Origin of the sequence: Streptomyces sp. CC0208 (assembly GCF_003443735.1) — a bacterium.
In the GTDB taxonomy this organism is placed as follows: domain Bacteria; phylum Actinomycetota; class Actinomycetes; order Streptomycetales; family Streptomycetaceae; genus Streptomyces; species Streptomyces sviceus.
In genome coordinates this window covers 7,544,324-7,569,843 of sequence record NZ_CP031969.1, presented here as the reverse complement: position 1 = coordinate 7,569,843, position 25,520 = coordinate 7,544,324, and the positions used below count along the sequence as shown (strand labels likewise).

General features: G+C 70.1%; 27 protein-coding genes. 16 read left to right on the top strand and 11 right to left on the bottom strand.

Annotated elements, in window-relative coordinates; translation table 11 throughout:
- Positions 1-19: 19 nt before the first annotated feature.
- From D1369_RS34790 to D1369_RS44800, 3 genes are read right to left on the bottom strand one after another with little or no spacing between them, the layout of a single operon-like run.
- The gene (locus D1369_RS34790) at positions 20-469 is read right to left on the bottom strand and encodes a DUF3037 domain-containing protein (RefSeq protein ID WP_037899222.1); all 450 of its coding nucleotides are present in this window, start codon (positions 467-469) and stop codon (positions 20-22) included.
- Positions 466-1,230: a HipA family kinase gene (locus D1369_RS34785; RefSeq protein WP_007380534.1), complete on the bottom strand. Its 765-nt coding sequence runs from the start codon at positions 1,228-1,230 to the stop codon at positions 466-468. Before D1369_RS34785 ends, D1369_RS34790 begins: the two co-directional genes overlap by 4 nt.
- On the bottom strand, positions 1,224-1,616 hold the full coding sequence (locus D1369_RS44800) for a MerR family transcriptional regulator (RefSeq protein WP_346426745.1): 393 nt from the start codon (positions 1,614-1,616) through the stop codon (positions 1,224-1,226). Before D1369_RS44800 ends, D1369_RS34785 begins: the two co-directional genes overlap by 7 nt.
- Before the next feature lie 85 nt (positions 1,617-1,701).
- Between D1369_RS44800 and D1369_RS34765 the strand changes: the two genes are divergently transcribed.
- The 5 genes from D1369_RS34765 to D1369_RS34745 all read left to right on the top strand — a co-directional run bounded on the left by D1369_RS34765 (position 1,702) and on the right by D1369_RS34745 (position 7,482).
- Entirely contained in the window at positions 1,702-2,358 is a 657-nt protein-coding gene (locus D1369_RS34765; RefSeq protein WP_007380535.1) for an SDR family NAD(P)-dependent oxidoreductase, read from the top strand.
- A 348-nt stretch (positions 2,359-2,706) separates the two neighbouring features.
- Positions 2,707-4,017, top strand: coding sequence for a cellulose binding domain-containing protein (locus D1369_RS34760; protein WP_007380536.1), 1,311 nt, complete (start codon positions 2,707-2,709; stop codon positions 4,015-4,017).
- A 22-nt stretch (positions 4,018-4,039) separates the two neighbouring features.
- On the top strand, positions 4,040-5,212 hold the full coding sequence (locus D1369_RS34755) for a cellulose binding domain-containing protein (protein WP_202476935.1): 1,173 nt from the start codon (positions 4,040-4,042) through the stop codon (positions 5,210-5,212).
- 191 nt (positions 5,213-5,403) lie between these two features.
- Positions 5,404-6,894: a cellulase family glycosylhydrolase gene (locus D1369_RS34750; protein WP_007380538.1), complete on the top strand. Its 1,491-nt coding sequence runs from the start codon at positions 5,404-5,406 to the stop codon at positions 6,892-6,894.
- Between the two features lie 156 nt (positions 6,895-7,050).
- Entirely contained in the window at positions 7,051-7,482 is a 432-nt protein-coding gene (locus tag D1369_RS34745) for a Rieske (2Fe-2S) protein (protein ID WP_037899227.1), read from the top strand.
- A gap of 4 nt (positions 7,483-7,486) precedes the next feature.
- Here D1369_RS34745 and D1369_RS34740 read toward each other — a convergent pair whose 3' ends face one another.
- Positions 7,487-8,128 carry a cysteine hydrolase gene (locus tag D1369_RS34740; RefSeq protein WP_007380540.1) on the bottom strand — a complete coding sequence of 214 codons (642 nt, stop codon included), beginning with the start codon at positions 8,126-8,128 and terminating at the stop codon, positions 7,487-7,489.
- A 138-nt stretch (positions 8,129-8,266) separates the two neighbouring features.
- Here D1369_RS34740 and D1369_RS34735 point away from each other — a divergent pair, with 138 nt between their 5' ends.
- Entirely contained in the window at positions 8,267-8,734 is a 468-nt protein-coding gene (locus D1369_RS34735) for a pyridoxamine 5'-phosphate oxidase family protein (RefSeq protein WP_007380541.1), read from the top strand.
- Between the two features lie 91 nt (positions 8,735-8,825).
- On the opposite strand, the gene D1369_RS34730 is transcribed toward D1369_RS34735, so the two are convergent.
- Positions 8,826-9,728, bottom strand: a complete 903-nt coding sequence (locus D1369_RS34730) for a LysR family transcriptional regulator (protein ID WP_007380542.1) — start codon at positions 9,726-9,728, stop codon at positions 8,826-8,828.
- A 74-nt stretch (positions 9,729-9,802) separates the two neighbouring features.
- Between D1369_RS34730 and D1369_RS34725 the strand changes: the two genes are divergently transcribed.
- Positions 9,803-10,726, top strand: coding sequence for a DMT family transporter (locus D1369_RS34725; protein WP_237557603.1), 924 nt, complete (start codon positions 9,803-9,805; stop codon positions 10,724-10,726).
- A gap of 76 nt (positions 10,727-10,802) precedes the next feature.
- On the opposite strand, the gene D1369_RS34720 is transcribed toward D1369_RS34725, so the two are convergent.
- Positions 10,803-12,137 carry an aminotransferase class I/II-fold pyridoxal phosphate-dependent enzyme gene (locus D1369_RS34720; protein WP_007380544.1) on the bottom strand — a complete coding sequence of 445 codons (1,335 nt, stop codon included), beginning with the start codon at positions 12,135-12,137 and terminating at the stop codon, positions 10,803-10,805.
- Between the two features lie 35 nt (positions 12,138-12,172).
- On the opposite strand from D1369_RS34720, the gene D1369_RS34715 reads away from it, so the two are divergent.
- Positions 12,173-12,856: a pyridoxamine 5'-phosphate oxidase family protein gene (locus tag D1369_RS34715; protein ID WP_007380545.1), complete on the top strand. Its 684-nt coding sequence runs from the start codon at positions 12,173-12,175 to the stop codon at positions 12,854-12,856.
- Positions 12,856-13,488 carry an FMN-binding negative transcriptional regulator gene (locus D1369_RS34710; protein WP_037899229.1) on the top strand — a complete coding sequence of 211 codons (633 nt, stop codon included), beginning with the start codon at positions 12,856-12,858 and terminating at the stop codon, positions 13,486-13,488. Before D1369_RS34715 ends, D1369_RS34710 begins: the two co-directional genes overlap by 1 nt.
- A gap of 38 nt (positions 13,489-13,526) precedes the next feature.
- On the opposite strand, the gene D1369_RS34705 is transcribed toward D1369_RS34710, so the two are convergent.
- The 3 genes from D1369_RS34705 to D1369_RS34695 form a co-directional block, all read right to left on the bottom strand.
- On the bottom strand, positions 13,527-14,438 hold the full coding sequence (locus D1369_RS34705; protein ID WP_037899230.1) for a DMT family transporter: 912 nt from the start codon (positions 14,436-14,438) through the stop codon (positions 13,527-13,529).
- 191 nt (positions 14,439-14,629) lie between these two features.
- Positions 14,630-15,652, bottom strand: a complete 1,023-nt coding sequence (locus D1369_RS34700) for an EamA family transporter (RefSeq protein ID WP_007380548.1) — start codon at positions 15,650-15,652, stop codon at positions 14,630-14,632.
- Between the two features lie 52 nt (positions 15,653-15,704).
- On the bottom strand, positions 15,705-16,271 hold the full coding sequence (locus D1369_RS34695) for a Clp protease N-terminal domain-containing protein (protein WP_037903117.1): 567 nt from the start codon (positions 16,269-16,271) through the stop codon (positions 15,705-15,707).
- A gap of 218 nt (positions 16,272-16,489) precedes the next feature.
- Here D1369_RS34695 and D1369_RS43180 point away from each other — a divergent pair, with 218 nt between their 5' ends.
- Both D1369_RS43180 and D1369_RS34690 read left to right on the top strand, forming a co-directional pair.
- Positions 16,490-16,657 carry a hypothetical protein gene (locus D1369_RS43180; protein ID WP_007380550.1) on the top strand — a complete coding sequence of 56 codons (168 nt, stop codon included), beginning with the start codon at positions 16,490-16,492 and terminating at the stop codon, positions 16,655-16,657.
- Between the two features lie 127 nt (positions 16,658-16,784).
- Positions 16,785-17,213: an SRPBCC family protein gene (locus tag D1369_RS34690; protein ID WP_007380551.1), complete on the top strand. Its 429-nt coding sequence runs from the start codon at positions 16,785-16,787 to the stop codon at positions 17,211-17,213.
- Positions 17,214-17,281: 68 nt separating this feature from the next.
- On the opposite strand, the gene D1369_RS34685 is transcribed toward D1369_RS34690, so the two are convergent.
- Entirely contained in the window at positions 17,282-17,905 is a 624-nt protein-coding gene (locus D1369_RS34685; protein ID WP_082319365.1) for a PadR family transcriptional regulator, read from the bottom strand.
- A gap of 195 nt (positions 17,906-18,100) precedes the next feature.
- On the opposite strand from D1369_RS34685, the gene D1369_RS34680 reads away from it, so the two are divergent.
- From D1369_RS34680 to D1369_RS34665, 4 genes are all read left to right on the top strand, one after another.
- Entirely contained in the window at positions 18,101-18,853 is a 753-nt protein-coding gene (locus D1369_RS34680) for a TnsA-like heteromeric transposase endonuclease subunit (RefSeq protein WP_007380553.1), read from the top strand.
- A 353-nt stretch (positions 18,854-19,206) separates the two neighbouring features.
- Positions 19,207-20,730, top strand: a complete 1,524-nt coding sequence (locus D1369_RS34675; RefSeq protein ID WP_106433587.1) for a Mu transposase C-terminal domain-containing protein — start codon at positions 19,207-19,209, stop codon at positions 20,728-20,730.
- Positions 20,727-21,776 (top strand): TniB family NTP-binding protein, encoded by a 1,050-nt coding sequence (locus D1369_RS34670; protein WP_037899233.1) that lies wholly within the window; start codon positions 20,727-20,729, stop codon positions 21,774-21,776. Before D1369_RS34675 ends, D1369_RS34670 begins: the two co-directional genes overlap by 4 nt.
- 634 nt (positions 21,777-22,410) lie before the next feature.
- Positions 22,411-23,403, top strand: a complete 993-nt coding sequence (locus D1369_RS34665; RefSeq protein ID WP_007380556.1) for a TniQ family protein — start codon at positions 22,411-22,413, stop codon at positions 23,401-23,403.
- A gap of 30 nt (positions 23,404-23,433) precedes the next feature.
- Here D1369_RS34665 and D1369_RS34660 read toward each other — a convergent pair whose 3' ends face one another.
- The gene (locus D1369_RS34660) at positions 23,434-24,156 is read right to left on the bottom strand and encodes a GNAT family N-acetyltransferase (protein WP_007380557.1); all 723 of its coding nucleotides are present in this window, start codon (positions 24,154-24,156) and stop codon (positions 23,434-23,436) included.
- A gap of 496 nt (positions 24,157-24,652) precedes the next feature.
- Here D1369_RS34660 and D1369_RS34650 point away from each other — a divergent pair, with 496 nt between their 5' ends.
- On the top strand, positions 24,653-25,453 hold the full coding sequence (locus D1369_RS34650; protein WP_007380558.1) for a phosphotransferase: 801 nt from the start codon (positions 24,653-24,655) through the stop codon (positions 25,451-25,453).
- Positions 25,454-25,520: the final 67 nt, after the last annotated feature.

Sequence of the window (25,520 nt, the reverse complement as noted above, 5' to 3'; positions counted from 1 at the left end):
ACGGGACCGGTGTGATCCATTACCTCACCAGCAGGCCGAGCAGACGCTCCGATTCAGCGGCCGGATCCAGGGTGAGTCCGGTGTGCACGGGGCCCGGCTGCACGACCGTGGAGCGGGGTGCGACGAGCCACCGGAAGCGGCGCCCGGCGTCGTCGCGCCCGGCCTGCCCGGCCGTCTCGCCGCCCGCACAGACCGCTTCGATGCCGCTGAGGGCGGCCCGGACACCGGCCACGTCCACGGCGGGGTCGAGCACGCGCAACCGGTCCTCGTCGAGGTGGGTGCGCACACCGACGTATGCCTTTGCCCGGCAGTAGACAAGTACGCCGGCGTTGATGGACTCGCCGCGCTCGACTCGGGGAACGACCCTCAGCAGGGCGTACTCGAAGACGTCCCGATCACTGGCCCGCCCGCCCTTGATCACGTGGCGTTCCACCACACTGCCGGCCATGTGGATGTGGCGCTCGCTCACTTGTCCCCCTCGATGCCGGTGATCCGTTCGCGGACTGCGGCGGCCCGCAGGAGCAGGGGCCGGGCGTACGCCCTTCTGAGCTCGTCCGGGGTGTCGAAGCCGGGCTCGTCCGCCAGCCAGGCGTCCGGAATCTCGGCGGTGACCTCGGCGAGCAGGTCCTCGGTGACGCGGGGGGCGAGTTCGGCGGCGGCAGTGGCGAGATCCGGCGCGAAGGGCTTCAGGACGTGGTCCGAGGCGTCGTAGGGACGATCGGCGGACTTCTCGGCGCCGGGCCAGTTGTGCTGCCAGATCATGGTCGCGCCGTGGTCGATGAGCCACACCTCGCGCTGCCACCACAGCAGGTTGGGGTTGCGCCAGGAACGGTCGACGTTGTTGACCAGGGCATCGAACCAGACGATCCGGCCGGCCTCCTCGGGGCTCACCGGGAAGGCGAGCGGGTCGAAGCCGAGCGCTCCGGAGAGGAAACCCATGCCGAGGTTCGTGCCGCCGCTGGACCTGAGAAGCCCCTGCACCCGCTCGTCGGGCTCGCCGAGGCCCAGGTCCGGGTCGAGGTCGAGGGTCAGCAGCCGCGGCACCCGGAAGCCGAGCCGGCGGGCGAGTTCCCCGGCCACCACCTCGGCGACCAGCGTCTTGCGGCCCTGCCCGGCGCCGGTGAACTTGATGACGTACGTCCCGCGGTCGTCGGCCTCGACGAGCCCCGGCAGCGAGCCGCCCTCACGCAGGGGCGTGATGTAGCGGGTCACGGTGACCTCTTTCAGCATTTCCTCGGGCCACCTATCCCATCAACCTTGAAATCCACGACCGACTCCGGCCTCCGGCATGAAGTGTGCATCGTAACCAGGGGTGATCGACGGCGACGAGTACATGAGCGAGGCACAGGTGTGCCGCAGCACGTGGAAGTCGTCCTCCGGCGACGCCCACTGCCACGGTTTCGCTCCCGTGGAACGCGGCGGGATGATGCCGACCTCGGCCAACGCGGGCCTCCAGGTACAGGCATCGCGGTGGAGAGCGGAGCAGGGTCTGCTCCGGCCAGCACGGTCGGACAACGGCTACCGCGAGTACGCAGAGGCAGACGTCGCCATGCCTCGTAGTAGCGCAACAGCCGCCTGCTCACCCCCGTTTCGCGGGCGAGGTCGCCAATTCGCATCCGAGGCCTTCCCCTTGACCTTCACACTGATGTGAAGGTCTTACCGTCTCCAGTATTGCTGATCACAAAATGGAGGGGCCGAAGCATGCCTGGTGCAGTGATCATTGGTGCGGGACCGGGGATCGGGCAGGCAGTCGCCCGTCGGTTCGCCCGAGAGGGGATGCCGATCACGCTGGTCGCCAGGGGCGCACAGACGCTGCGTGTCGTCGCGGACGGCCTTGCTCCCTATGACGTCCCGATCATTACGTTGCAGGCCGACAGCGCCGACCGGGCCGCGTTGGACGCGGCCCTGGACCAGGCCGTCGGCGAGCACGGCGTACCGGAGGTTGCCGTGCACAACGCCGCGCTCGTCCGCGCGGACGAGCTGGGCGAGTTGTCGGTGCGCGACCATATGGAAGCATGGGCGGTCAATGTGGTCGGCGCACTGAATGCCGCAGCGCACCTCGCGCCGGCAATGGCAGCACGAGGGAGCGGAACGTTCCTTGTCACAGGCGGCATGCCCGAACCCAAGCCGGAGTATGTGAGCCTCTCCCTGGGTAAAGCGGGCGTCCGAACCCTGATCACGCTGCTCGATCAGCATTACGGCTCCTTCGGAGTCCACGCGGCGAGCGTCACCGTGGATGGCCCGGTCGCCCCTGGCACCGACTTCGACCCCGACGACATCGCCGAGCACTACTGGCACCTGCACACGCAGCCGCGCCACCTGTGGGACCGCGAGGCGCTGCACGCCGGCCGCTCCTGACAGCGCACTCAAGTGGGTGGAGGCCCAGTGCGGCACGAGGACGGCAGCCGGTTGCGACTAGGTCGCCCGCCCGGGACCAGAAGGCCGCCGGCACCAAGGTAGTGACCTGGCCGTGCAACCTCGGCTGACTCCACCCCTGCCCGGGCCGGGCACGCCCGGCTCGGACAGGGCGAAAACTCCGACTTGACCCACCCCCTTGTCAGGGGCATGACCCTCTTCTACAGTCCCCGGATACGGATGTCGTGGGAGCGCTCCCATGGTGAGGTGTTCCAGCGCTCACTCCCTTCCCTCCGAGAGGACTCCACACGAACGTCACGGCGCCCCGTCACGAAGAAGGCGGATCCCCCCATGCAGCTTCTTTCGACCCTCCGCTCGCCGGCCCGAAGGCGCACCGCCACCTTGCTGGCAGCGCTCTGCTGCGCCGCGTTACCCGTCATGGCCGCGGCGGCCCAGCCGCCCGCGGCGAATGCCGCCGCACCTGAGGTCCTGGGCAACGCGACCCACTTCGCCGGGCTCGGCAGCCCCTACGGCGGCTGCGGTCTGCCGCAGCGCGAACTGGACAGTCAGGACTTCGTGGCGCTCAACGTGTTCAACACACCCGGCGACTACTCGAGCACCTACCCCCGCCCGGTGCCGGACTCAAGCGCGTCGGTCAAGGGCGTCTTCGACAACGGCCGCAACTGCGGCCGCTGGGTCAAGGTCACCATCGGGGACTACTGCACCGGCACCAACGACGGCGCCCCGGGCCTGCCCTTCTGTCGCAACGGCTCCTGGGTGGCCGACAAGTACAACGGGGCCGCCATGACCATGCTCGTCGCGGACAGCTGCGCCGATTCCAACGCCTGGTGCCGGGACGACCCCAACCACCTCGACCTGGCAACCGACTCCCTCAACCGCTTCCGGATCGGCGGCACCCCAGTGGGGACGATGTACCCGGACCACTGGAACAACCGTCACGTCTCCTGGAGCTTCGTCCCGGCCCCTGACTACAGCGGCGACATCCGTATCGGCTTCCTCAGGGGAGCCCAGCGGTACTGGCCCGCCATCGCCGTCTCCCATCTGCCGGGCGGCATCCACGGCGTCCAGTACCTGGCGAACGGCACCTGGACCGACGCCGCGATGAACAGCGACATGGGGCAGTCCTACGTCATCGGCGCGACGGCCTCCGGCCAGAGCGGCTTCACCATACGGATCCGCGACGCAGCCGACGCCTGGCTGGGCGGCGGCCGTACGTACTCCTTCTCGCTGCCGTCAGGCTGCGCGGGAGGCTGCTCGCAGGACTACACCGCCGTCGCCTACACCACCGACGGCTCCGGAGGGACACCACCTCCCACTCCCGCGCCGAGCCCCTCCGGCGACACCGCCTGCACGGCGCAGTGGAAGCTGACCGGCTCGTGGCAGGGCGGGTACCAGGCCGACGTCACGGTCACCAACACCGGGTCCCGGCCGGTCACCGACTGGTCGGTGCACCACACCCTGCCGGGCGGTGTCACCGTGGCGAACCGCTGGAACGCGGTGGTGGATCCGTCCCGTCCCGCCACCACCGTTCACAACGCCTCCTACAACGGCTCGCTGGCACCGGGCGCGTCGACGACCTGGGGGATGACGCTCAGCGGCGACGACCGAGACCTCGGCACACTCTCCTGCACCGCGTCCTGACTCCCGGAGATTGATCATGGTCATGACTTCATTGCGCGTGCGCCGCCACCGCCTGCCGGTCTGGGCATGGGTGCTGACCGTGGTGGCGGTGGCCCTTCCTGCCATCGCGACGTCGCGCGCTCAGGGCGCGGCGACGGGCTGCACGGTCACGTACACCACCAACGAGTGGTCCGGCGGCTTCACCGCCCAGATCCGCGTCACGAATCTCGGCGCCGCCCTGAACGGCTGGCGGCTGGAGTGGACCTACGGCGGCGACCAGCAGGTCACGTCCGCCTGGAACGCGCAGGTCACCCAGTCGGGCAGCGCGGTGACCGCTGTGAACGTCGCGCACAATGCCGTACTCGCCGCCGACGGGTCCGTGGACTTCGGGCTCCAGGGCACCTGGCGCACCGCCGACCCGGCTCCCACCGCCTTTGCCCTCAACGGCACGCCGTGCGGCGGAACCGCGAGTCCCACCCCGCCGGCGACCCCCTCACCGACAGCGACCGCGACAGCCACGGCGCCGGCCGAATGCGCCGGGGCCACGATCTGCTCCGACTTCGAGGACCAGACCGGTTCCGTGCCCTCGGGCCCCTGGCAGACCACGGCACCCGACTGCCAGGGCACGGGGAAGGTCAGCGTCGACACGTCCGTCGCCTACAGCGGCACCAGGTCGCTGCGCGTCGACGGCGGCGCCGGCTACTGCAACCACGTCTTCGCAGCCTCCACCCGCGATCTGTCCTCCGTCGGGCCCGTGGTGTACGTACGCATGCGGGTCCGGCACACCACCGCCCTGCCCACCAACCACGTCACCTTCGTATCCATGCCGGACGCCGCACAGGGCGGCAGGGCGCTGCGCGTCGGCGGGCAGAACGGCGCGCTGCAGTGGAACCGCGAGAGCGACGACGCGACGCTGCCGGAACAGAGCCCGGCGGGGGTCGCGCTCAGCACGCCGCTGCCGACCGGCCGGTGGCTGTGCCTGCGGTTCCAGATCGACACCACCGCCCAGTCCATGCGCACCTGGGTCGACGACCAGGAGGTCGCCGGACTGCACGTGGACGGAGTGGCGACCCAGAACGTCGACGGGCAGTGGCTCGCCCGTAGGACCCCTCCCCGCCCCACCGCCCTGCGCCTGGGCTGGGAGAGCTACGGCACCGGGGACGACACTCTCTGGTTCGACGACGTTGCCCTGGGCTCCTCACCGATCGGCTGCTGACGCCCGCGTGGGATCCGTCGGGGGGACAGGATTCGAACGCGCGACAGTCGTTGATTCCTTGATCCGTACGGCACGCAGTACCCGCCTGGTGGACCGGTCAGCCGCAGGCCCTCGGCCTGGGCCCGGCTCACGAGGTCGTCGATCAGCTGGGCATCGAGCTCATCGATTCCTTACGGCAACGAGGAGATCAAGTGAAACGTCGTCACGCCCTGATGGCCACCGGCGCCGCCGGTGCACTGATCCTGGGTGGCCTTGCCTTCGCCACCCTGCCCGCATCGGCAGCCGCCACCGGCTGCTCGATCGCGTACAAGGTGCAGAGCGAATGGCCGGGAGGGTTCACCGCGAACCTGGCCATCACCAATCTCGGCTCCCCCGTGCGAGGGTGGACCGCGACGTTCGGCTTCCCGAACTCCGACCAGAAGGTCACCAACGGCTGGAGTGCCACGTGGACACAGTCCGGGACCGAGGTGTCCGCCGCCAGTCTGGATTGGAACCAGTCGCTGGACACCGGCAAGTCCATCTCCATCGGGTTCACCGGTGCGTGGAAGGGCGCCAATCCGGAACCGGCGTCGTTCGCGCTCAATGGCGTGACCTGCACCGGCTCGGCGACATCCCCCACCCCCACTCCCACTCCGCCCGGCGGTTCCGGCGGCCCGGCCCCGAAGCTGAAGGTCTCCGGCAACAAGATCGTCACCGCGGACGAGAAGCAGTATCGGCTGCTGGGTGTGGACCGCTCCAGCGGTGAATTCGCCTGTGTGCAGGGCAAGGGGCTGTGGGACAGCGGCCCGGTCGACCAGGCGTCCGTCGACGCGATGAAGACCTGGAACATCCACGCGGTACGCGTGCCGTTGAACGAGGAATGCTGGCTCGGTATCAACGGCTCGCCCAGTGGAGCCACCTACCAGCAGGGCGTCAAGGACTACGTCAACCTGCTGGTGGCCAACGGCATCACCCCGATCCTCGATCTGCACTGGACCCGGGGTGCCTACACCAACGGGCCGGACTGGCACTGCAAGGACGCCACTGCGACCTGCCAGAAACCGATGCCGGACGCGCAGTACGCCCCCCAGTTCTGGACCGGTGTCGCCAACGCGTTCAAGGGCGACGACGCCGTCGTTTTCGATCTGTTCAACGAGCCGTACCCGGAGGTCGCAAGCAACTGGGACAAGACCCTCGGTTGGACGTGCTGGCGAGACGGCGGCACCTGCACCGGCCTTCCCTATGAAACCGCCGGCATGCAGGACCTGGTCGACGCCGTCCGGGCCACCGGCGCGACGAACGTCCTGATGCTGGGTGGCCTGGAGTGGGCCAACGACATGCGGGAGTGGCTGACGTACAAGCCGACCGACCCACTGAACAACCTCGCCGCGTCATGGCACTCCTACAGCTTCAACGCCTGTGCGACCGAATCCTGCTGGGACAGTCAGGTCGCGCCGCTCGCACAACAGGTGCCGGTCGTCATCGGTGAGTTCGGCCAGGACAACTGCGGCTTCGACTACATGCAGCGGCTGGTGGACTGGGCCGACGCGCACAACATGGGTTATCTCGCATGGACCTGGAATCCGTGGGGCTGCAGCACCGGCGCCGTACTCATCAAGGACTGGGCCGGAACCCCGGAACCTGGCATCGGCGAGGGTCTGAAGGCCCACCTGATCAGCCAGGACCCCTACACGACCCCGTAACCGCGCACCCAGCGGCTGCCCAGCCGCGTACGGCGCCGCCCGGGCCGGATGCCCGATCCGAGCATCGCCCCAGGTTACTGAGGGGTGTCTGAACAACGGGCACCCCGGGGCCGTACCTCAGGGCAGTTCGGAGAATCCGTGGAAGGGGAAGTCAGCATGGCCAGCGAATCGATTCATCCCGCATCGGCTCCCAGTCGCCGGGTCGTCGTCGCGGCGGTCGGCGCGGCAGGACTCGCCCTCACCCTGAACGCGTGCGGGTCGGAGGACGACTCCTCCTCGTCGTCCGACGCTGCCCCGGCCGGCAGTGTCCTCGCGAAGACCTCGGACATCCCCGAGGGCGGCGGCAAGATCTTCAAGGACTCGGGGGTGGTGGTCACCCAGCCCACGGCGGGCCAGTTCAAGGCGTTCTCGTCAAAGTGCACCCACCAGGGGTGTGCGGTGACAGGCATCACCAACGGGGTCATCACCTGCCCGTGCCACAAGAGCGAGTTCTCGGTGACCGACGGCAGCGTGAAGAAGGGTCCTGCGACCCAGCCGCTGCCCGAGGAGAAGATCACCGTCAGCGGCGACTCGATCTCCCTCGCATGAGATGTCAGCCGCGGCGGGACCGTTGCAGACAGGTCAGCACCTCGTCCGTGGTCGCGAGGGTGGCCACGAGGGCGAGCGTGTGACGGATCATCGCCGGGGTGTAGTCGGAGGGCACCCCTGCGATGGCGTCCGTCACCACCAGGGCGTGGTAGCCGCGGTTCACCGCGTCGAAGACGGCGTTGGGCACCGCCACATTGGCGGAGACCCCGGTCACGACCAGGGTGCGGCAGCCGAGATTGCGCAGCAGCGCGTCGACCTCGGTGCCCTGGATCGGCGACAGGCCGTGCAGCCGTCGTACGACGAAGTCCGACTCGCTCACCTCGATCGGGGGCGCCACCCGCACCGCGGTGGTCCCGGACAGCTGCTGGACTGGCAGGCGTTCGGCGGCGTGGAAGAGGCGGGCGTTGCGGTTCGCGCCGCGACCGTCCGGACGGCGTTCGGCGATCGCGTGGATCACCTGGACCCCCCTCTCGTGCGCGGCGGCGACCAGCCGGGCGACGTTGGCGAGTACGCCCGAGTTCCGTGCCGCACGGGCGAGTTCGGGCAGGGCGCTCTCGGGTCCGACCACGCCCTGCTGGCACTCGACGGTGAGCAGGACGGTGCTCTCGGGATCGATCAGCTCGCTGAGTTGTTCGTACGACGGCACGGTTCCCCCTCGTCGCCGACGGCCCGGAGCCGGTGACAGTAGCGACCATTGCGTGTGGGCGGAAGACGGCCCATCCTTTTCTGACGTGATGTCAGAGGATCTTTCCTCTGACACGACGTGAGAGAAAGAGGGGGATGCATGACCGTCACTCAGCGCCGAGGCCGGAAGATCATGATGACGCCGGGCGAACTGGACGAGTTCCTCACCAGCCAGCGCACCTGCCGGGTCGCCACGGTTTCCGCCGACGGCGCTCCGCATGTGAGCACGCTCTGGTTCGCCTGGGACGGCACCTCGATGTGGCTGTACTCCGTGGTGCGCAGCAAGCGCTGGACGGATCTGCGGCGCGATCCGCGGGTCGCGATCGTGGTCGACACGGGCGAGGAGTACGACGAACTGCGCGGCGTGGAGCTGTCCGGGACCGTGGACTTCGTGGGCGAGGCCCCGCGCACCGGCGAGCTCCGCGCCGAACTCGACGTCCCCGAGACGCTGTTCGCCCGCAAGAACTTCCGGCTGGAGGAGATGCCGCACGACGGACGGCACGCGTGGATACGACTGACCCCGGAGAAGATCGTCTCCTGGGACTTCCGCAAGCTGGGCTACGCGTAGGCCCGTTCCGCGGACGACGCCGGCCGCGGGGGACAGCGCCTCACCGGACACCCTGACACGGGCTGGTCCGGCCGCGCTGTCCGGGCCGGACTCAAACGGCCTTCTCCGCCGCCGACTTCAGTGCCTCGACCGCCGCCCGGATCGACGGGCGGCGGTCGGCGTCCGCGCGCCACACGGCGTAGATGTGCCGCCTGACCGACTGCCGTACGGGCACGGTCCGCACGCCCTGCGGGATGGGCCCGCGTCCGAGCCGGGGCGCCACGCACACGCCGAGTCCGGCGCCGACCAGGGCGAGTTGGGTCGGATGCTCCTCCGCGCGGTGCGCGACGCGCGGCTCGATCCCCTTGGAGCGCAGGGTGTGCATCAGCCACTCGTCGCAGAACTCGCCCTCGCCCCAGGTGACCCAGTCGTCGTCGGCGAAGTCCTCCAGGTCGACCTCGTCGCGGTGCGCGTGGCGGTGGGTCGCGGGCATCGCCACGTCGGCCGTGTCGTCGACGATCGAGGCCTTCACCAGCCCGTCCGGCATCGGCAACGGCTTGTTGTACCAGTCCAGGACGACCGCGAGGTCGTAGTCACCGCGGATCACGGCCAGGACCGCGGCTTCCGGCTCCATCTCGCGCGAGCTGATCCGCAGCGCGGGATGCGCCGAGCGCAGCCCGGCGATCGCGGCCGGGAACAGTCCGCGCACGGCCGTCGGGAACGCGGCGAGCCGCAACTCCCCCACCACCTGGCCGCGTTGGGCCTCCAGGTCGGACTGGGCGACCTCGACCTGGGACAGGATGCGCGCCGCGTGGTCGGCGAGGAGTCGGCCTGCGTCGGTGAGCCGCACGCCCCTGCCGTTCTTGGCGAGGAGCTGCTGGCCGACCTCGCGCTCCAGTTTGGACATCTGCTGCGAGACGGCCGAGGTCGTGATGTGCAGGCCCTCGGCCGCGCCGCTGACCGAACCATGCCGGGCGAGGGCGTCGAGGGTGCGCAGGCGCTCCAGGTTCAACATGTAAGCAATCCTACGAGATATCTCGCGGAAAAACTCGCTTGTGCTACGAGATCGCTTACTGGATCGTGGTCGGCATGACCACCGCGACCGTCGCCGAAGCCCCTGTCCGGGCCGCCCGCCGCCCCGCCCTCGACTGGCGCCTGCGCTTCGGCGTGCTCTCGCTGATCTGGGGGTTCAGCTTTCTCCTCATCAAGGTGGGCACCGAGGGATACGCGCCCTTCCAGGTGACGCTCGGGCGGCTGGTGTTCGGGACGCTGGTGCTCGCCGCGGCGATGGCGGTGAAGCGGGAGCGGCTCCCTCGCGGGGTGCGGACGTGGGGGCACCTGGCGGTCGCCGGGTTCCTGCTGAACGCGCTGCCGTTCTCGCTCTTCGCCTACGCGGAGCTGACGATCCCCTCCACGCTGGCGGGGATCTGCAACGCGACCTCGCCGTTGTGGGGGATGGTGCTGTCCCTCGTGGCCCTGTCCGAGGACCGGCCCACGCACGTGCGTGTCGCGGGACTCGGGCTCGGGTTTCTGGGAGTGCTGACGGTTCTCGGCGCGTGGCAGGGCTTCAGCGGACTGGACGGCAGGGGGACGGCGATGGCCCTACTGGCCTCGCTCAGTTATCCGGTCGGGTGGATCTACGTGCGGCGGACCCTGGCCGGGGTGGGGTACTCCCACATATCCCTGACGGGGGCGCAGTTGCTGCTGGCCACACTGCAACTGGCGGTCGTCACTCCGCTGTTCACCGGTGTTCCGACCCACGTCGGCCTGCTGCCCCTGCTCGCCGTCGCCGCCCTGGGGGCGCTCGGCACGGGACTGGCCGTGCTCCTGCAGTACGGGCTGGTCGCCGAAGTGGGGCCGACCACCGCGCAGATGGTCACGTACTTCATTCCGGTCATCGCCACGGGGGCGGGCGTCGCGCTGCTCGGGGAGTCGTTGAGCTGGTCCACGCCGGTGGGGACGGTGGTGGTGCTGGCGGGGGCCGCGCTCACGCAGGTTCGGCGGCGCGCCTGACCTGAGGGGTGGGGCCACTGGGATTCCGACGGGTGGCGGGCCCGTCGTGGCCGGTCGCGCGGCCCCCTTGAGCAACTCACCTGTACGTACCCGCGGGGCGCGCCGGGCCCAGCGCCCGCGCGACGGCGTCCGCCAGCGGGGCGACCTCGGCGTCCCGCAGGGTGGCCACGGTCACCCGGATCCCCTGCGGTGCGCCGATCCTGAAGCGGGCGCCCGGGGCCACCGCCCAGCCCGCGTGCAGGAGGCGGGACACCGCGCCCGTCTCGTCCGGGACCGGGATCCATACGTTCAGGCCACTGCGGCCGTGGGCCTCGACTCCGCGTTCCGCCAGCGCGTCGATCAGCCGGTCGCGGCGCTCGCGGTAGGCGGCCGCCACGTGAGCCGTGTCCAGGACCCCGTCCGCCCACAGGTGCACCACCGCCCGCTGCGTGATGCGGCTGACCCAGCCGGGGCCCAGGCGGTGGCGGCCGTGGACGCGGTCGACGGTGACCTCGTCGCCGGTGAGGACGGCCAGCCGCAGATCGGGGCCGTACGCCTTGGCCACCGAGCGGACGAAGGCCCAGTGGCGGGTGACTCCGGCCAGGGGGCGCAGGGGGAGGTCGACGATGCCGTGGCCGTGGTCGTCCTCGACGAGGAGGATGTCGGGGTGGTCCACGAGGACCGCGCGGAGGGCACGCGCACGCGTGGCGGTCACCGAGGCACCGGTCGGGTTCTGGGCCCGGTCGGTGACGATCAGGGCTCGGGCGCCCGACTCCAGGGCCCGGCGGACGTCCTCGGGGCGCGGTCCCTCGTCGTCCACGCCCACCGGGGCGATCCGCAGGCCCAGTGCCGGGACCAGGTCGAGGAGGCTGCCCCAGCCGGGATCCTCCACGGCGACCGTGTCGCCCGGCTTGAGGTGGGCGGCCAGCACACGCTCGATCACGTCGAGGGATCCGGAGGCGACGGCGAGCGGGCCGTCCGGGACGCCGTCCGCATCGAGCGCCCCGCGCGCCAGACGTGCCAGCTCGGGGTCCACGGTGGCCTCTCCGTACAGGACCGGTTCCCGGTCGCCCTGTGCGGCGGCCGTCGCGAAGGCGGGCGCCAGCGGAGGCAGCAGCGCGGGGTCCGGGTTGCCGTTCGCCACGTTCCGCACGCCCTCCGGTACCTCCACCCGGATGTCCTCGCGGGCCGTGGTCGCCGGCTTCGGCCGGACCCGGCTGCCCCTGCGGCCGGCGGTCTCGATGACCCCGCGCTCGCGCAGGGTGCGGTACGCCGCCGCGACCGTATTGGGATTCACGCCCAGCTCGTTCGCCAACTCCCGCATGGGTGGCAGCAATTGACCGGGCTCCAGCTCCCCGGCACCCACCGCGCCCTCGACGCTCGCCGCAATCTCTGCTGCGCGCCGCCCTTCGATCCGATATTCTCCTAGCACAAAGCAGATTATGCACTAGTGCAATGGAGACCGCAATGCAGGGGACCACCGCGACCACGCCGGAGCCGACCGCGTACGCGCCGACCGACCGCACCGTCCCGACGCGCTCCCCCGACCGGGCCTCGTACGACAGGGAACTGGTGCACTCGATACTCGACGAGGGCTACGTCTGCCACCTCGGCTTCGTCCGGGACGGCGCCCCCGTGGTGCTGCCCACGCTGTACGGCCGGGTGGGCGAGCGGCTCTACGTCCACGGCTCGACCGGTTCGCGCCCGCTGCGGATGACCGGCCAGGCGGACCCCGGGCTGCCGGTGTGCCTGACGGTCACCCATGTCGACGCGCTGATCCTGGCCCGCTCGGCCTTCCACCACTCGATCAACTACCGGTCCGTGGTGGTGCACGGACTCGCGTACGACGTCACGGACCCCGAGGAGAAGCGCCTCGCCCTCGACGCGCTGGTCGACCACGTGGTCCCCGGGCGGGCCCTCGACTCCCGCCCCGCCAACAAGAAGGAACTGGCGGCCACCGCCGTCATCCGCCTCGACCTCGACGAGGTCTCGGCGAAGCTCCGCACCGGCGGTGTCAACGACGAGCCCGAGGACCTCGCCCTCCCCCACTGGGCCGGCGTGGTCCCGCTGCGCAAGGGCTACGGCACCCCGGTCGCCGACGGGCACCTGGACCCCGGCACCGAGGTCCCGGACTACCTCGCGGTGCTGTGATGCTGATCCACCCCTGGGACGCGGCCCGTGACGACGCCGAATGGCAGCAGTGGCTCGCCGTCCACGACTTCGGGCAGCTCGCCGTCAACGGCCCCGCGGGCGAGCCGCCGTTCGTGCAGCCGCTGCACTTCGTCTACGACCCCGCGCGGGCCGAGGCGCTGACCCACCTCGCGCGGCCCAACCCGCTGTGGGGTGCGCTGGAGGCGAGTCCGGACTGCCTGCTGAGCGTGGTCGACGACTACGCGTACGTCCCGGGCCCGTGGCAGGCCGACCCGGACGGCCCGTCCGAGCACGGCACGCCCACGAGCTTCTACGCGGCGGTCCAACTGCGGTGCCGGGCCCACGTGGTGGACGACCCGGCCGACAAAGCCGCGCTCCTGAACCAGCAGGTCGGCCACTTCCAGCCGGAGGGCGGCTCCGCGCGGGTGGCGGTGGGTGAGGTGCCGTACGGGCGGATGCTGTCGGGGATTCGCGGACTGCGGCTCGAAGTGACCGGTGTGCGGGCGAAGTTCAAGTACGCCGGGAAGCGGACCGCGGAGGTGCGGGACCGGATCGCGGACGGGCTGGCGGACCGGGGCGGTCCCGGCGACGCGGCGGCACGCCAGCATCTGTTGCGGCGGCAAGGCGCGTGACCTCAGGGGCCCTTCTCGGAGAAGGGCCCCTGCGCCCGTCAGGCGGGCACACGCGTCTCCGTCACCGCGAGCCCCGCGACCGCGCCCAGCATCAGCAGGGTGCCGAGGAGGACGGCCGGGGTGAGGCGCTCCCCGAACAGCACAACGGCCAGCCCCGCCGCGCTCACCGGTTCGAGCAGCATGATCACGGAGACGGTGGTGGAGCGGACGACCGCTGCGGCCGCGAAGTAGAGGCCGTAGGCCAGAGCCGTCGGGACGGTCGCCAGGTAGGCCAACAGACCCAGGAGCAGGGCGGGTCGGGCCGTGTGCGGGAGCAGTCCCTCGGCCAGTGCGAGGGGCAGCAGACACAGGCTGGTGACCGCGAACACCGCCACGGACGTTCCGGAGGACTCCGCCCCGGCGGCACGCGTGATCAGGGTCATCACACAGCAGCCCGCCGCCGAGAGCAGCCCGAGCAGCACACCCAGGGGGCGCACCGACGCGTCCGCACCGCCCAGCGTCAGCACACCGAGTCCGGCGAGTGCTCCGGTGACGGCGACGGTTCCGCCGCGCCCGAGCCGCTCCCCGAGGACGAGGCGGGCCCCGAGCGCGACGAGGACGGGCCCAGCGCCGAGGGTGACGACCGTGGCCACGGCGAGCCCGGTGGACCGTACGGCGGCGAAGTAGGCGGTCTGGAACACCGCGAGCGCGATGCCGGACGCGCCGACCCGCAGGGCCCTGCGACCGAGCGGTTCCGGGACGGCCGTACGCGCGCGTGGCCGTACGAGACGGACCGCGAGCAGGACCATCAGCCCGGCCGCGCAGCGCCAGAAGGACAGGGCCACCGGGCCCAGGTCACTGGCCCGGTACACCAGGGAGGCGACCGCTCCCGCGGTGCCCCAGGTGGTGCCGGCGACGATCAGATAGAGGAGGCCTCGCCCGACGGGCAGGCCTGAGGAAGCATGCGACACGTGTTCTCTCCGCAGTCGCGCCGAGGCGCGGAAGTTCGGAAGAGGACGCCCGCTCGTGGGCGGGGTCCGCGGACTTCGTCTGCGGGCAGCACCGTCCGGCCCGGCGACAGGCCGGGCATGGTCTCCGGAGGGCCCGCCTCAGGCGGCCGGAGGAGAGACGATCAGCGTGCGCGTATGCATGATGCGGGAGCCTAGGCGGCGTTCTCCCGGGCGGACAACCGACTTTCGGCGCCGCCGGCGGCGACCGGCTCCGCGGACCCCTTGGCCGGGGTCGAGGACTGTGCGATGAAGGCGCCCAGCAGGACGACCGCGCCGCCCACGATCTGCGGGGCCGAGAGGTGCTCGCCGAGCAGCACCCAGGCGAGGACGGTCGCGACGACCGCTTCGAGGCAGGCCACGACCCCGGCTATGGCCGGTGACAGCCTGCGTACCGAGACCACGCCGGTGACATAGGCGAGGACGGTGGCGATCAGCACGATCCAGCCGAGCAGCAGCCCGGCCGCGACCGGGGTGCCGTTCATGTCGGCGCGCTGTGCGAGGACGGAGAAGTCCATGGTCCAGGGGCGGGCCACGGCGGTCAGGACGACGGTGCCGACGAGCAGGCCGTAGGCGATCACTCCGAGCGGGTCGGGAGCCTGGTCCCCGGATTCGCTGCCCTGGTCGGACAGGACGAAGTAGCCGACCTGGCAGCAGGCGGCGCCGAGGGCGAGGAGCAGTCCGAGGGCGTCGAAGCTCAGGCCCGACCAGACCTCGACGACACAGGCGAGCCCGCCCACCGCGAGGACCACGCCGAGCGCGGCGGCGCGGGTGACCGGCCTTCGCTGCACGAACCGCACCCAGCCGAGCACCAGGGCCGGGGCGAGGTACTCGACGAGCAGGGCGACACCGACCGGGATGCGGGAGATCGAGGCGAAGTAGAAGGCCTGGACGCCCGCCACGCCGAGCAGCCCGAAACCGGCGAGCAGGGCGGGACGGCTGCGCAGCAGCGCGCGGTGGCGGACGGCGAGCGGCAGCATCACCAGGGCGGCGCCGGCCACCCGCAGCCACACCACGTGGAGCGGATCGAGGCCCGCCTCGATCAACGGCTTGGCCGCGACCCCGGATCCGCCGAAGGCGAGCGCGGACACCAGCGCGAGACCGAGTCCGACGCCCTTGCCGTCACCGGGACCGACTCCCTTGCCGCCACCGGCCCTGCTGCTCTCAGACGTATGCACCGGCCCATGATGACAGGGCACGACATGAGCGTCACCCCCGTTGACTCCTGTCTCATCGGCTGGACCGCGGGGGGCCGCCCCACAGCCCCCCGCGCAGACGGTCGTCGATCCGCGCCGACACGGCCAGGGCGTCGATTCCCGCACGGGTCAGCACCTCGACGGCCCGCGACTCGGGGTCCACCAGAATCGCCGCGAGCAGGTCGATCCCGCGGGCGGGCCCATCGGCGCGGTGCTCGGCCCGGGCGCAGGCGTACTCCATCGCGCCCGCGGCGAGCGGTGAGAAACCCTCGGCCACCGGCACCACGGGGACCGCGCCGGAGTCCTCGACGGTGCCCTGCCAGCGCAGTCCGTAGCCGATGCTGCGCTGCACGAGATATCCGAGGAGCCGCGGCAGCTGGGGTTCCGCGTCGAGGACGGCGTACGCCTCGGCGTCGGCGTCCAGCAGCGAGTGCAGCAGATGGGCCGTGTCGATCTGCCGGTCCCCGTCCCTCAGCGCGCGCCTGCGGGCACCGGACACCACCGCTGCCAGTTCCGCGCTGAGCCTGACATCGCCGTCCGGGCGGACCGGCGGCGGGCCGCTCTGCTCGCGGGCCGACTGCCGGGGGATACGGGGGTGCACATCCCCCATCCCATCAGTCCCACCGAATCCGGGCATCCCCGAGGGGAAGCATCTTCGCGTCCCACGGAGAGCGGACGCCGGGGCCGGGATCTCCTCCTTACGGATGAGATCACGCCGTTCCGCCCCGGTGGGCGTGCGCCGCCTTGCCGTGCGCCCCTCGCGCAACCGCCGTACGACGCCGTTCGTCCCACACAGGAGTGGAGAGCAGGAGTTGGCTGGTGGCATTGCCGGCCGTGGACGGCAGACAGTACGTGTACCGGGTGTACGCCCCGGAGGACGCGCTGCTCGCCGACCTGTTCTGGGAGGCCTGGCACTGTCACGACGAGAGCGCGTACCCGCGCGCGCGGGACCTGTTCGACGCGGCGGTGATACGGCAGGTGGGGTGAGCACACGTCAGGTGGGGTGAGCACACCTCCCCACATCCCCGCTTTCTGACGGTTCATCAGTATTGAATGTTGCGCCCCCGGCGGCTACTTTCCGCGACACCACAGCCCGACACGAAGAGGTGGCCGCATGGCGGAAATCAGCGCGGAGGCACGCATCCCGGCACCCGCGGAGAAGGTCTGGGCCCAGCTCACCGACTGGTCCGCGTACGGGGAGTGGAACGCGACCCACACCAGTTTCCCCAACGGCGGCCCGACGGTCCTGGAACCGGGCGGGACCTTCCAGGAGAACATGAAGCTGATGGGCTTCCCGGCCGAGGTCGAGTGGACCATCGACCAGGTGGAGCCGGCCCGGCTGTTCGCCATCCGGGGCAAGGGCCCGATGGCGGTGAGTGTGGCCACGCGTTACACCCTGACTCCCGACGGGGACGCCACGACGGTCCGCATCGACGGCGAGTTCACGGGCGCCGCCGTCTCCCTGATGGCGGGCAAGCTGAAGGACTCGGGGACCGCCGCGCTGAACGAGTCGCTGCGCAAGCTGGCCGGGCTGGTGTCCTGACGGCGGCGCGCAGGAAGGCGCCCCGGGAGTCTCCTCCCGGGGCGCCTGTCGCCGCCGTACGCCTGTGATCAGTCCTCGTCGGCGAGGATGAGGTACAGCTTCTTGCGGGCCTCGTTGATGACGGCCACCGCCTTGTCTCGCTGTTCCTTGCTGCCGGTCTTCCAGACCTGGCCGAAGGCCTCCATCAGACCGAAGCCGGCCTGCCGGATCTCGCCGAGCGCCTCGAAGTCGATGCCGCGGGAGGCTTCCTCCCAGGGCGCGTCGGGGCCCTCGCCGGCCGCGGTACGGCCGGCCTCGGTGAGCGAGAACAGCTTCTTGCCGCCCTCGGTCTCACTGGCAATCAGCCCCTCGTCCTCCAGCAACTGGAGGGTGGGGTACACCGAACCGGGGCTGGGCTTCCACGCCCCGCCACTGCGCTCGGCGATCTCCTGGATCATCTCGTAACCGTGCATGGGCCGGTCCTTGAGCAGGGCCAGGATCGAGGCGCGCACGTCACCGCGCCGCGCCCTCCCCCTGGGTCCGCCCCGACCCCTCGGCCCCCAGGGCCCGGGGCCGAAGCCCGGCCCTCCGAAGCCGGGGCCACCGGGGCCGCCCGGCCCGAAGGGCCCGAAGGCACCCCGCAAGCTCTCGGGACCACCACGGCCCCGACGACCGGCTCCACCATGTCCACGCTCGAATCCGTGGGAACGCATCTCAATCACTCCATCCATCGTTGATCTGTCGCGATGCTTCAACGATATATCGGAACCGATCGCATGGCAAGACCCTTCTTGCGGGAAGGCGTTGTCCTGTCTCACTCAATCGAGTCGTTTTCTCAACGAACCGAGTCGTTCGGGCTTCTGTCTCAGCGAACCTAGTCGCGCGGTTGAGCGCGTTGGGGGTGCTGGATGGCTGTACCGGCTGGGGTGGATCAGGCAGGGCGGTGTATCGAGTTGTCGTACGTCGACGCGGTGCACGAGCGTCGTCGGCGTCCGCTACGGGACTGTGTGACGGGCCGGTTCGAGGATGTCGATCCCGTGCGTACGTTTCGCTGGTCGCGCGGTGAGCGTCACTTCCCGGGCTGGTACTGGTCGGCGACGACCGGACGGCACGTCGGCTTTGAGTCGTGGTTGGAGCGGGACCGGCTGCTGCTGATGGACTTCGATCCGAGCGTGGTGGGGATCGGCTCGCAGCCGTTCTGGCTGCACTGGCATGACGGTGAGCGGGAGCGTCGGCACGCCCCGGATTACTTCGTGCGCCGCGCGGACGGCTCGGCGGTGGTCGTCGATGTTCGTGCGGACGATCGGATCGAGCCGAAGGACGCCGAGGCGTTCGAGGTGACGCGTCTGCTCTGCGCCCAGGCCGGGTGGAGGTTCGAGCGGCTGGGGGTGCCGGACGCGGTGCTGCTCGCGAATGTCCGGTGGCTGTCGCGCTACCGGCATCCACGGTGTCTGCACCCCCCGGCGGCTGCCCGGCTCCGGGAGGTCTTCGCAGCCCCGGGACCTCTCATGGTGGGGGCAGAAGCCGCCGGGGACCGGCTGGCGACGCTGCCCGTGCTGTTCCACCTCCTCTGGCTTCAGGAGCTGAGCGCCGAGGACATGGCGGCCGAGTTGCTGGGACCGCACACGATCGTGCACTTGACCGACGGAGTTGACCGGTGACCGGGAAGAGGCGGGTGCCGCCGACGTCCCGGATCGCGGAGTTCCCAGAGGCCGCCGCTGAACAGGCCTGCTGGTGGGAGAGGCACATCCTGGAGGTCTTGCACGGTCTGCCGCCCGATGCTCCGGAAGGGACCAGGCCGCGGCCAGGGTTCGATCCGAAACGGCATTCGCTGGCCCAGCGCGAGCGGGCCAAGGCGGCCGAGCTGACTGCGGCTGGGCACCAGGTGTCAGCCAGCGGCATCAAACAGCGGCGCCAGCGCTACCAGCGGGATGGGCTGGTCGGGCTAGCGGACGGCCGGTCGGCCAAGCGGATGCAGGCCTTCGGCCAGGTCGAGTCGGCCGTGGTGGACGCAATGCGACAGGCAATCACGGAGACCGCCGACGCGTCATCGAGGACCATCGGTTTCATCATCTGGCGGACCCAGCAGATCCTTTCCGATCGGGAGGAGACCGCCGAGGTTGAGCTGCCGTCACGGGCCACGCTCTACCGGCTGTTCGACAGGCTCGCCGTCGGCACCCACGCCAACGGGTCGGCCCGCACCCGCCGCTCCGTCGGAGCACGGCCGTCCGGGCCGTTCGGCGAAGTGCCGGCCAGCGCGCCCGGCGAGCTGATGCAGATCGATTCCACGCCGATGGACGTGCTGGTGCGGCTGGATGACGGCGTCGCCGAGAAGGTCGAGTTGACGGCCATGGTCGACATCGCCACCAGGTCGATCACCGCAGCGGTGCTGCGTCCCTCCACGAAGGCCGCGGACGCCTCCGCGCTGCTGGCTCGCAGTGTTACCCCTGAGCCGATGCGTCCTGGCTGGGCGGAAGCCTTGCGGATGTCCCGGTCAGCGTTGCCGCACCGGCGGCTGCTGAGCATCGACAAGCGCCTGGAACACGCGGCCGCCCGCCCGGTGATCGTGCCGGAGACGATCGTCTGCGACCACGGCAGCGTCTTCATCTCGCACGCCTTCCGCGCGTCCTGCCGCTATTTGGGCATCAACCTGCAGCCGGCGCACAAGGCGACGCCGACCGACAAGGGCACGATCGAGAAGTCCCTGGGCTCTGTTGCCACGCTGTTCGCCCAGTTCGTCGCGGGATACACCGGCTCGACGACAGACCGCCGCGGCCGTGGCCTGGAAGAAGGACCGCTGTGGTCGCTGCCCGAACTTCAGAACCTCCTCGACGAATGGATCATCGCCGTCTGGCAGGCCAGGCCCCACGACTCTCTGCGCGACCCGGACTCACCGGCACGGGCGTTCTCGCCGAACGAGAAGTACGCCACGCTGCTCGAGTCCTGCGGATACGTGCCCGTGCCGCTCAGCGGGGAGGACTACGTCGAGTTGCTGCCGGAGCGCTGGCAGGCGATCAACGCCTACGGGATCCGCATCAAGCACCGCACCTATGACAGCCCCGAGTTGAACCCGCTGCGCCGCCAGCGCTCCGGGGTGACGACGAAGAAGGGTCTGTGGGAGGTCCACTACGACCCCTACGACATCTCCCGGATCTGGGTACGCGACTCCCGCGCCGATCGGTGGATCACCGTGTTCTGGAAGCATCTGCGCCGCGTCGGAGTCCCCTTCGGCGAGCTCGCCTGGGACCACGCTCGCGCCCAGGTCCCCGGCGGCACCGAGGAAGAGATCGCCGATGCGGCCGCGGCCCTGCTGCGGCGGGCCCACGACGGTCCCGCTGCGGAACAGGACCGTCGGACCAAGCGCTCGAAGCGCGACCGCCGCGTCGCCGCTCGCACCCGGGCCACCACGACCGACCGGCCGGTCCTCGATCCGCCCGTCACCGAGCCCGAACACAACGACGAGTCGGACACCGAGCTCGCCGATGTCATCCCGCTGGGCCTGTTCGACCCGCTCGCCAACCCTTGGAGGCGACCATGACCCTTTCCTGCCCAGCGGCCGGGCCCACGACAGTGCAGGAGGCCGACGCCGAGGCGAACCGGCAGCTGACCACTCTGGCCGGCTGGCGGAAGTTCATCGACGGCCCGCCTCCGCCCCCGGCCCGGCTGTCCGCGGATGAACTGCGGCATCTGTCACCAACCGAGCGGGACCTTTACGACGAGGACCGCCTCGACCATCACGCCCGGATGCTCACGGTCTCCACGTCATTCGTCGAGAAGACGCGGATCTGCGGCCGTCGCCTGGTCCTGCTGAACCGGCACGCGATCAGCGCCCGCCGCGGGCTAATGGTCTCGGGCCTTCCAGGCACAGGCAAGACCAGCGCCATCGCTCAACTCGGTCGCGCTCACGAACTTCTCGACCGGGCCCGTCACCCGACGGTCGGCGACCGAATTCCGGTTCTCTACATCACGGTTCCGCCTGCCGCGACTGCCCGCATGGTCTCGGCGGAGTTCGCCCGGTTCCTAGGACTTCCGGTCCGTCCCCGGTCGAACATGACCGACATCATCGAGGCCGTGGTGGGTGTCTGCACCGACACCCGCACCGGCCTTGTGGTCGTCGACGAGATCCACAACATCTCGCAGAGGACCCAGGCCGGCGCCGAGGTCTCCGACACCTTGAAGTACTTCTCCGAGCGGATCCCCGCCACCTTCGTCTATGCGGGGATCGGCTTGGAGACCAGTGAACTGCTGGTCGGGACGCGAGGCGCTCAGATCGCGGGCCGTTTCACCCTCGTCCCCACCGGCCCGTTCCCCTACGGCGACGAATGGAAAGGGCTGATCGCGACCATGGAAGAGACGCTGATCCTGCACGACCATCCACCGCGCAGCCTGGTCAAACTGGACCGCTACCTGCACAACCGCACCGACGGGATGATCGGAGCCCTGTCCCACGCCATCCGGGGCGCCGCGATCGACGCGATCCTCAACGGCACCGAGCGCGTCACCAAGGAAGGCCTCGACGCCATCCCCCTGGATCACGCTGCGGAATCCGTTCGTCCCGTTCGAAAGCCCACCAGGCAGCGATGATCGATATCCCTCCTCCCCGCCTGCCGATCTACGTTCGCCCGGCCGACGACGACACCGTCGACTCCTATATCCGGCGCCTGGCGCACGCCAACCATCTCCCGCCCGCTGATCTGCGCTCCCACCTCTGCGCGGTGGGCTCCGTCGGCCCGCCCCTCGTCGAGAAGGTGGCCGCGGTCACGGGACGTCCCCTTGCTGATCTGCAACAAGCGCTGATCGACACGCGATGCGGCAACTGCTTCCAGCCCCTACGCTCCCGGAGGGTCAAGGGCCGACCCGCACGATGGTGTTCCGACCGCTGCCGCGTGATCGCCCGCCGCAAGCGCGTCCCGCTCTCGCCCCAAGGCGCCCGCCGGCACACCGTCCATAGAGCACCCTGCGCCCGCTGCGGCACCGTCGTCGAACGCAACCGCCCTTTTCGCTGGTGTTCCGAACCTTGCAGGCAAGCCTCCTATGAAGCCCGGTGGGCCAGGGGGCAGTGCGGACACTGCGGGCAGGATCTGCAGCAGAAGACAGGCTCCTCACGCGGAAGTCGGTGCCAGCCGGTGTGGTGTTCCCGTCTTTGCCGCGCAGCGGCCCACCGTGAACGCCTCAGAGCCCTCCCCGACCTCCGCCGTCTGCGGGAACGCGACGATTAGTGCCGCCGCGACAGCCGCTTCCGCGCACCGTTCCCCCCTTTCACAACGAGACCCTGGACTCCTTCCTCCACAGGCTCGCCGCAGCCAACCACCTTCCCGCCGACCAGTTGCTGCCCCTCTTGGCGATCCGCCGCACCAGGAAGACTCCGGCCAGCGCGCTCCTTGAGCCTCTCGCCGTCGCGGCCGGAGTCCGCCAACGCGCCCTGGAATTGGCCCTGCCTGAATTCCTCGACGCCAACGCCACCGACATGCCCGGCACCATCGGCCGTCCGCGCTCAACCCTGCACACCGCCATCCAGCGCCCCGCCTGCCGCCGTTGCACCCACGCCGCAGGCATCACCATGACCGTGACCTGCTGGACCACTCATGACCGCAACGTCTGTCTCCGCCACCGCCTCTGGATCGGTAACGGCATCGCCAACGCCGACGAGCAAGTCGACGTCAGCAGGCTCCCTGACACGCTACGAGCTCAGAGACACCACCGAAATCTGGTGGCCCGCCACGGCCGCCGCTGGGTTCGCAACGCCTATCCGGATGCGCGAAAGATGTACTTCGCCTGGCTGCAGCAGTCCGCTGACCCGTTCGATCTGCTCGACACTGCACGCCACATCCTCACCGACGGCACCGGGAACCTCCCCTCTCCCGACCTGACGCTCACGATGGTCTTCCACCCTCAAGTCGTGACGCTCGCCGGACTTCTCGCCGGCCGGGAGTGGGAACGCCGCGCTGTCGCCACCGGCCACGTCGCCTGGCTCGTCGAGCAGATCACCGCCCGCAACATCCTTCTCGGCTACGTCCCCAAGGAGCGCACGGACCCTCTGATCCAGTGGGTTGAGCAGCATTTCTCCATCCACAAGTTCGTCGCCTTCCACCGAAGTCCGACGATCTACGACGCGTTCTTCCCCCGCGAAACCATCCCGCCACCACGCCAGCCGAATGAAACCGACGCCGAAACACGGTGGAGCCCGTTCCACCCCTACTACCGTTACTGATCCCCACCGAGCCCCACGGCACCGCCCCTCTCAAGCGATCTCGATGCTGAGTTGCGAGCCCAGTTCCTCGAAGCCCAATGCGGCCGCAACACGCCGGGAGGCGGGAGGACGCGCGCGCCACTGCGGCAGCAGCCCGGCGGCAAAGGCGTGAGCGACCGCAGCTGAGCCCGTCACTCGTGCCAGACCTCGCCCTCGCGCTTCTGGCGCCGTCAGTACGCTGATATGGGCCGTCCGCCTCGGCCAGGCCAGATATCCCGCAGCAGCAACAACCTGGCCATGCTCGCGAACCACGAACGCGGGCGACGTGATCTCGTCCAGAGCAGCCTCACCAGCGTCCTCATGACCAGCCACCTGCTCCAGTATCCGCAAATCCGGGTGAGCCGCTGACAGTTGCTCCACCGGCAACGCGCCAGCTTCCACCGGCCGGAAACTGCCTGGGGACACATATGACAGCGCCGCTGGCCCGAGCACCCGAGCCACCGGAAGGGCCTTCCGGACCAAAGCGCTATCCACGACGGCCTCAACCGGCAGTCTCCCGAATGCGCCACGAACGATCACGGCGGCACTGTCACTCGGCGCGGTCACAATCGCTGATCCGCCCAGAGCTACCACTCCGACCCAGCCCACCGGGCACAGCCCTGACCGAGGGGAGACCACCACGTTCACACCGCCCTGCGGGGCGAACGACACCGGCACCTGGGCCAGGTCTTCCCAGAGCCCACGGGCTCGGACCACCAACGCATCCATCGACATGGCGCCGATCCTGTCAGTCGAAGCAAGCTGCTGACCTGGGAATTAACCAGCGGCGTCGGCGGATGCGGCACGGCGACACTCCATCGACGTCGTCTCAGGCGAACCCGATCAACTGAGGTCACATGAGACGGACAGATGCAGTCTGTCTCAACGAACCGAGTCCACGCGTCTCACCCAATCCAGTCCACGCAGGTCAGCGCCACGCAGACGACTAACTTCGCTGAGACAGGACAAGGCGTCTCCTGGTGGGACGCGGCGCGGTTCTGCAACGCCCTCTCCCGGCGCGCCGGCCTCACGCCCGTGTACCACTTCCGTGCCGAGGCCGAAGACATCGAGTGGGCCATCCGACTTTCCATGTCGACGCGGACGGAGTGACGTGCTCCCCGTTCTCGCTGGCCACGACGTGGATCGTGGGCTTCCGCGTCGCGCGTTCCGTCGTGTGCTTGAAAGCGGAGGACCCGGCCCGCGGAATCGATCCGGCGATAGCGTGATCCTCATGACGGCTGAAGGCGAGGCGCTGGTCGGCGGCATGGCGAACGCGGGGGCGGTCTTCCGCCGGGGGGAGTTGGTGGAGCGACCGGCACCGCGCAACGCGCGTGCCCTGCACGCCTATCTCCTCGCGCTGAAGGAGCACGGCTTCGACGCGGCGCCGGCCCCTGTCGGTCTCACCGCGGACGGCCGTGAGCAGCTGGCCTTCATCCCCGGCGACGTGGCTCTGCCGCCGTTCCCGGACTGGGCGATGACGAGTTCTGCCCTCGAATCGGTGGGGAGCCTGCTGCGGCGTCTGCATGAGACCAGCGCGGCCGTCGCGGTCGACACCCGTGCCGAGTGGCCTCGCGACCTTGCCGACCCGGAGGGGGGAACCATGTTGTGCCACAACGATGTGTGCCCGGAGAACGTCGTCTTCTGCGACGGTCGTGCCGCGGCCCTGATCGATTTCGACTTGGCCGCCCCGGGCCGTGCCCTCTGGGACATCGCCATGACCGCCCGCTATTGGGTGCCCATGCTCGATCCCGGGTCCGCGGCCGCGCTCTATCCCTCCGGGCTGGATGCGGCCGCACGGCTGCGGATTCTTGCGGACGGCTACGGCCTCTCGGCGGGGGACCGCGCCGAGTTGCCCGGTGTCATCGAGCAGGCCACGGAGGTCTGCCGGGCCTTCGTCACCCGTCGCGTGGCCGACGGAGACCCCGTCTATCTCCGGGCGTTGGCCGAGCGTGATGGATGGGAACGCTGGGACCGCATGCAGAAGTGGCTGGTGGACCACCGCGAGACGTTCACGGCTGCCCTGCTGAACTGACCGGCCTGGACGTTGGAAGTGGTACCCCGCAGAATGCGCAGGTCGGGCGTGACGCACCACAACGGTC

Coding starts and splice junctions, on each gene's coding strand:
- D1369_RS34785 (WP_007380534.1), bottom strand. CDS start 1,230: ATGCTGAAAGAGGTCACCGTGACCCGCTACATCACGCCCCTGCGTGAG.
- D1369_RS44800 (WP_346426745.1), bottom strand. CDS start 1,616: ATGCGAATTGGCGACCTCGCCCGCGAAACGGGGGTGAGCAGGCGGCTG.
- D1369_RS34765 (WP_007380535.1), top strand. CDS start 1,702: ATGCCTGGTGCAGTGATCATTGGTGCGGGACCGGGGATCGGGCAGGCA.
- D1369_RS34760 (WP_007380536.1), top strand. CDS start 2,707: ATGCAGCTTCTTTCGACCCTCCGCTCGCCGGCCCGAAGGCGCACCGCC.
- D1369_RS34755 (WP_202476935.1), top strand. CDS start 4,040: ATGACTTCATTGCGCGTGCGCCGCCACCGCCTGCCGGTCTGGGCATGG.
- D1369_RS34745 (WP_037899227.1), top strand. CDS start 7,051: ATGGCCAGCGAATCGATTCATCCCGCATCGGCTCCCAGTCGCCGGGTC.
- D1369_RS34735 (WP_007380541.1), top strand. CDS start 8,267: ATGACCGTCACTCAGCGCCGAGGCCGGAAGATCATGATGACGCCGGGC.
- D1369_RS34730 (WP_007380542.1), bottom strand. CDS start 9,728: ATGTTGAACCTGGAGCGCCTGCGCACCCTCGACGCCCTCGCCCGGCAT.
- D1369_RS34725 (WP_237557603.1), top strand. CDS start 9,803: ATGACCACCGCGACCGTCGCCGAAGCCCCTGTCCGGGCCGCCCGCCGC.
- D1369_RS34715 (WP_007380545.1), top strand. CDS start 12,173: ATGCAGGGGACCACCGCGACCACGCCGGAGCCGACCGCGTACGCGCCG.
- D1369_RS34710 (WP_037899229.1), top strand. CDS start 12,856: ATGCTGATCCACCCCTGGGACGCGGCCCGTGACGACGCCGAATGGCAG.
- D1369_RS34690 (WP_007380551.1), top strand. CDS start 16,785: ATGGCGGAAATCAGCGCGGAGGCACGCATCCCGGCACCCGCGGAGAAG.
- D1369_RS34685 (WP_082319365.1), bottom strand. CDS start 17,905: ATGCGTTCCCACGGATTCGAGCGTGGACATGGTGGAGCCGGTCGTCGG.
- D1369_RS34680 (WP_007380553.1), top strand. CDS start 18,101: ATGGCTGTACCGGCTGGGGTGGATCAGGCAGGGCGGTGTATCGAGTTG.
- D1369_RS34675 (WP_106433587.1), top strand. CDS start 19,207: ATGCGACAGGCAATCACGGAGACCGCCGACGCGTCATCGAGGACCATC.
- D1369_RS34670 (WP_037899233.1), top strand. CDS start 20,727: ATGACCCTTTCCTGCCCAGCGGCCGGGCCCACGACAGTGCAGGAGGCC.
- D1369_RS34660 (WP_007380557.1), bottom strand. CDS start 24,156: ATGTCGATGGATGCGTTGGTGGTCCGAGCCCGTGGGCTCTGGGAAGAC.
- D1369_RS34650 (WP_007380558.1), top strand. CDS start 24,653: ATGACGGCTGAAGGCGAGGCGCTGGTCGGCGGCATGGCGAACGCGGGG.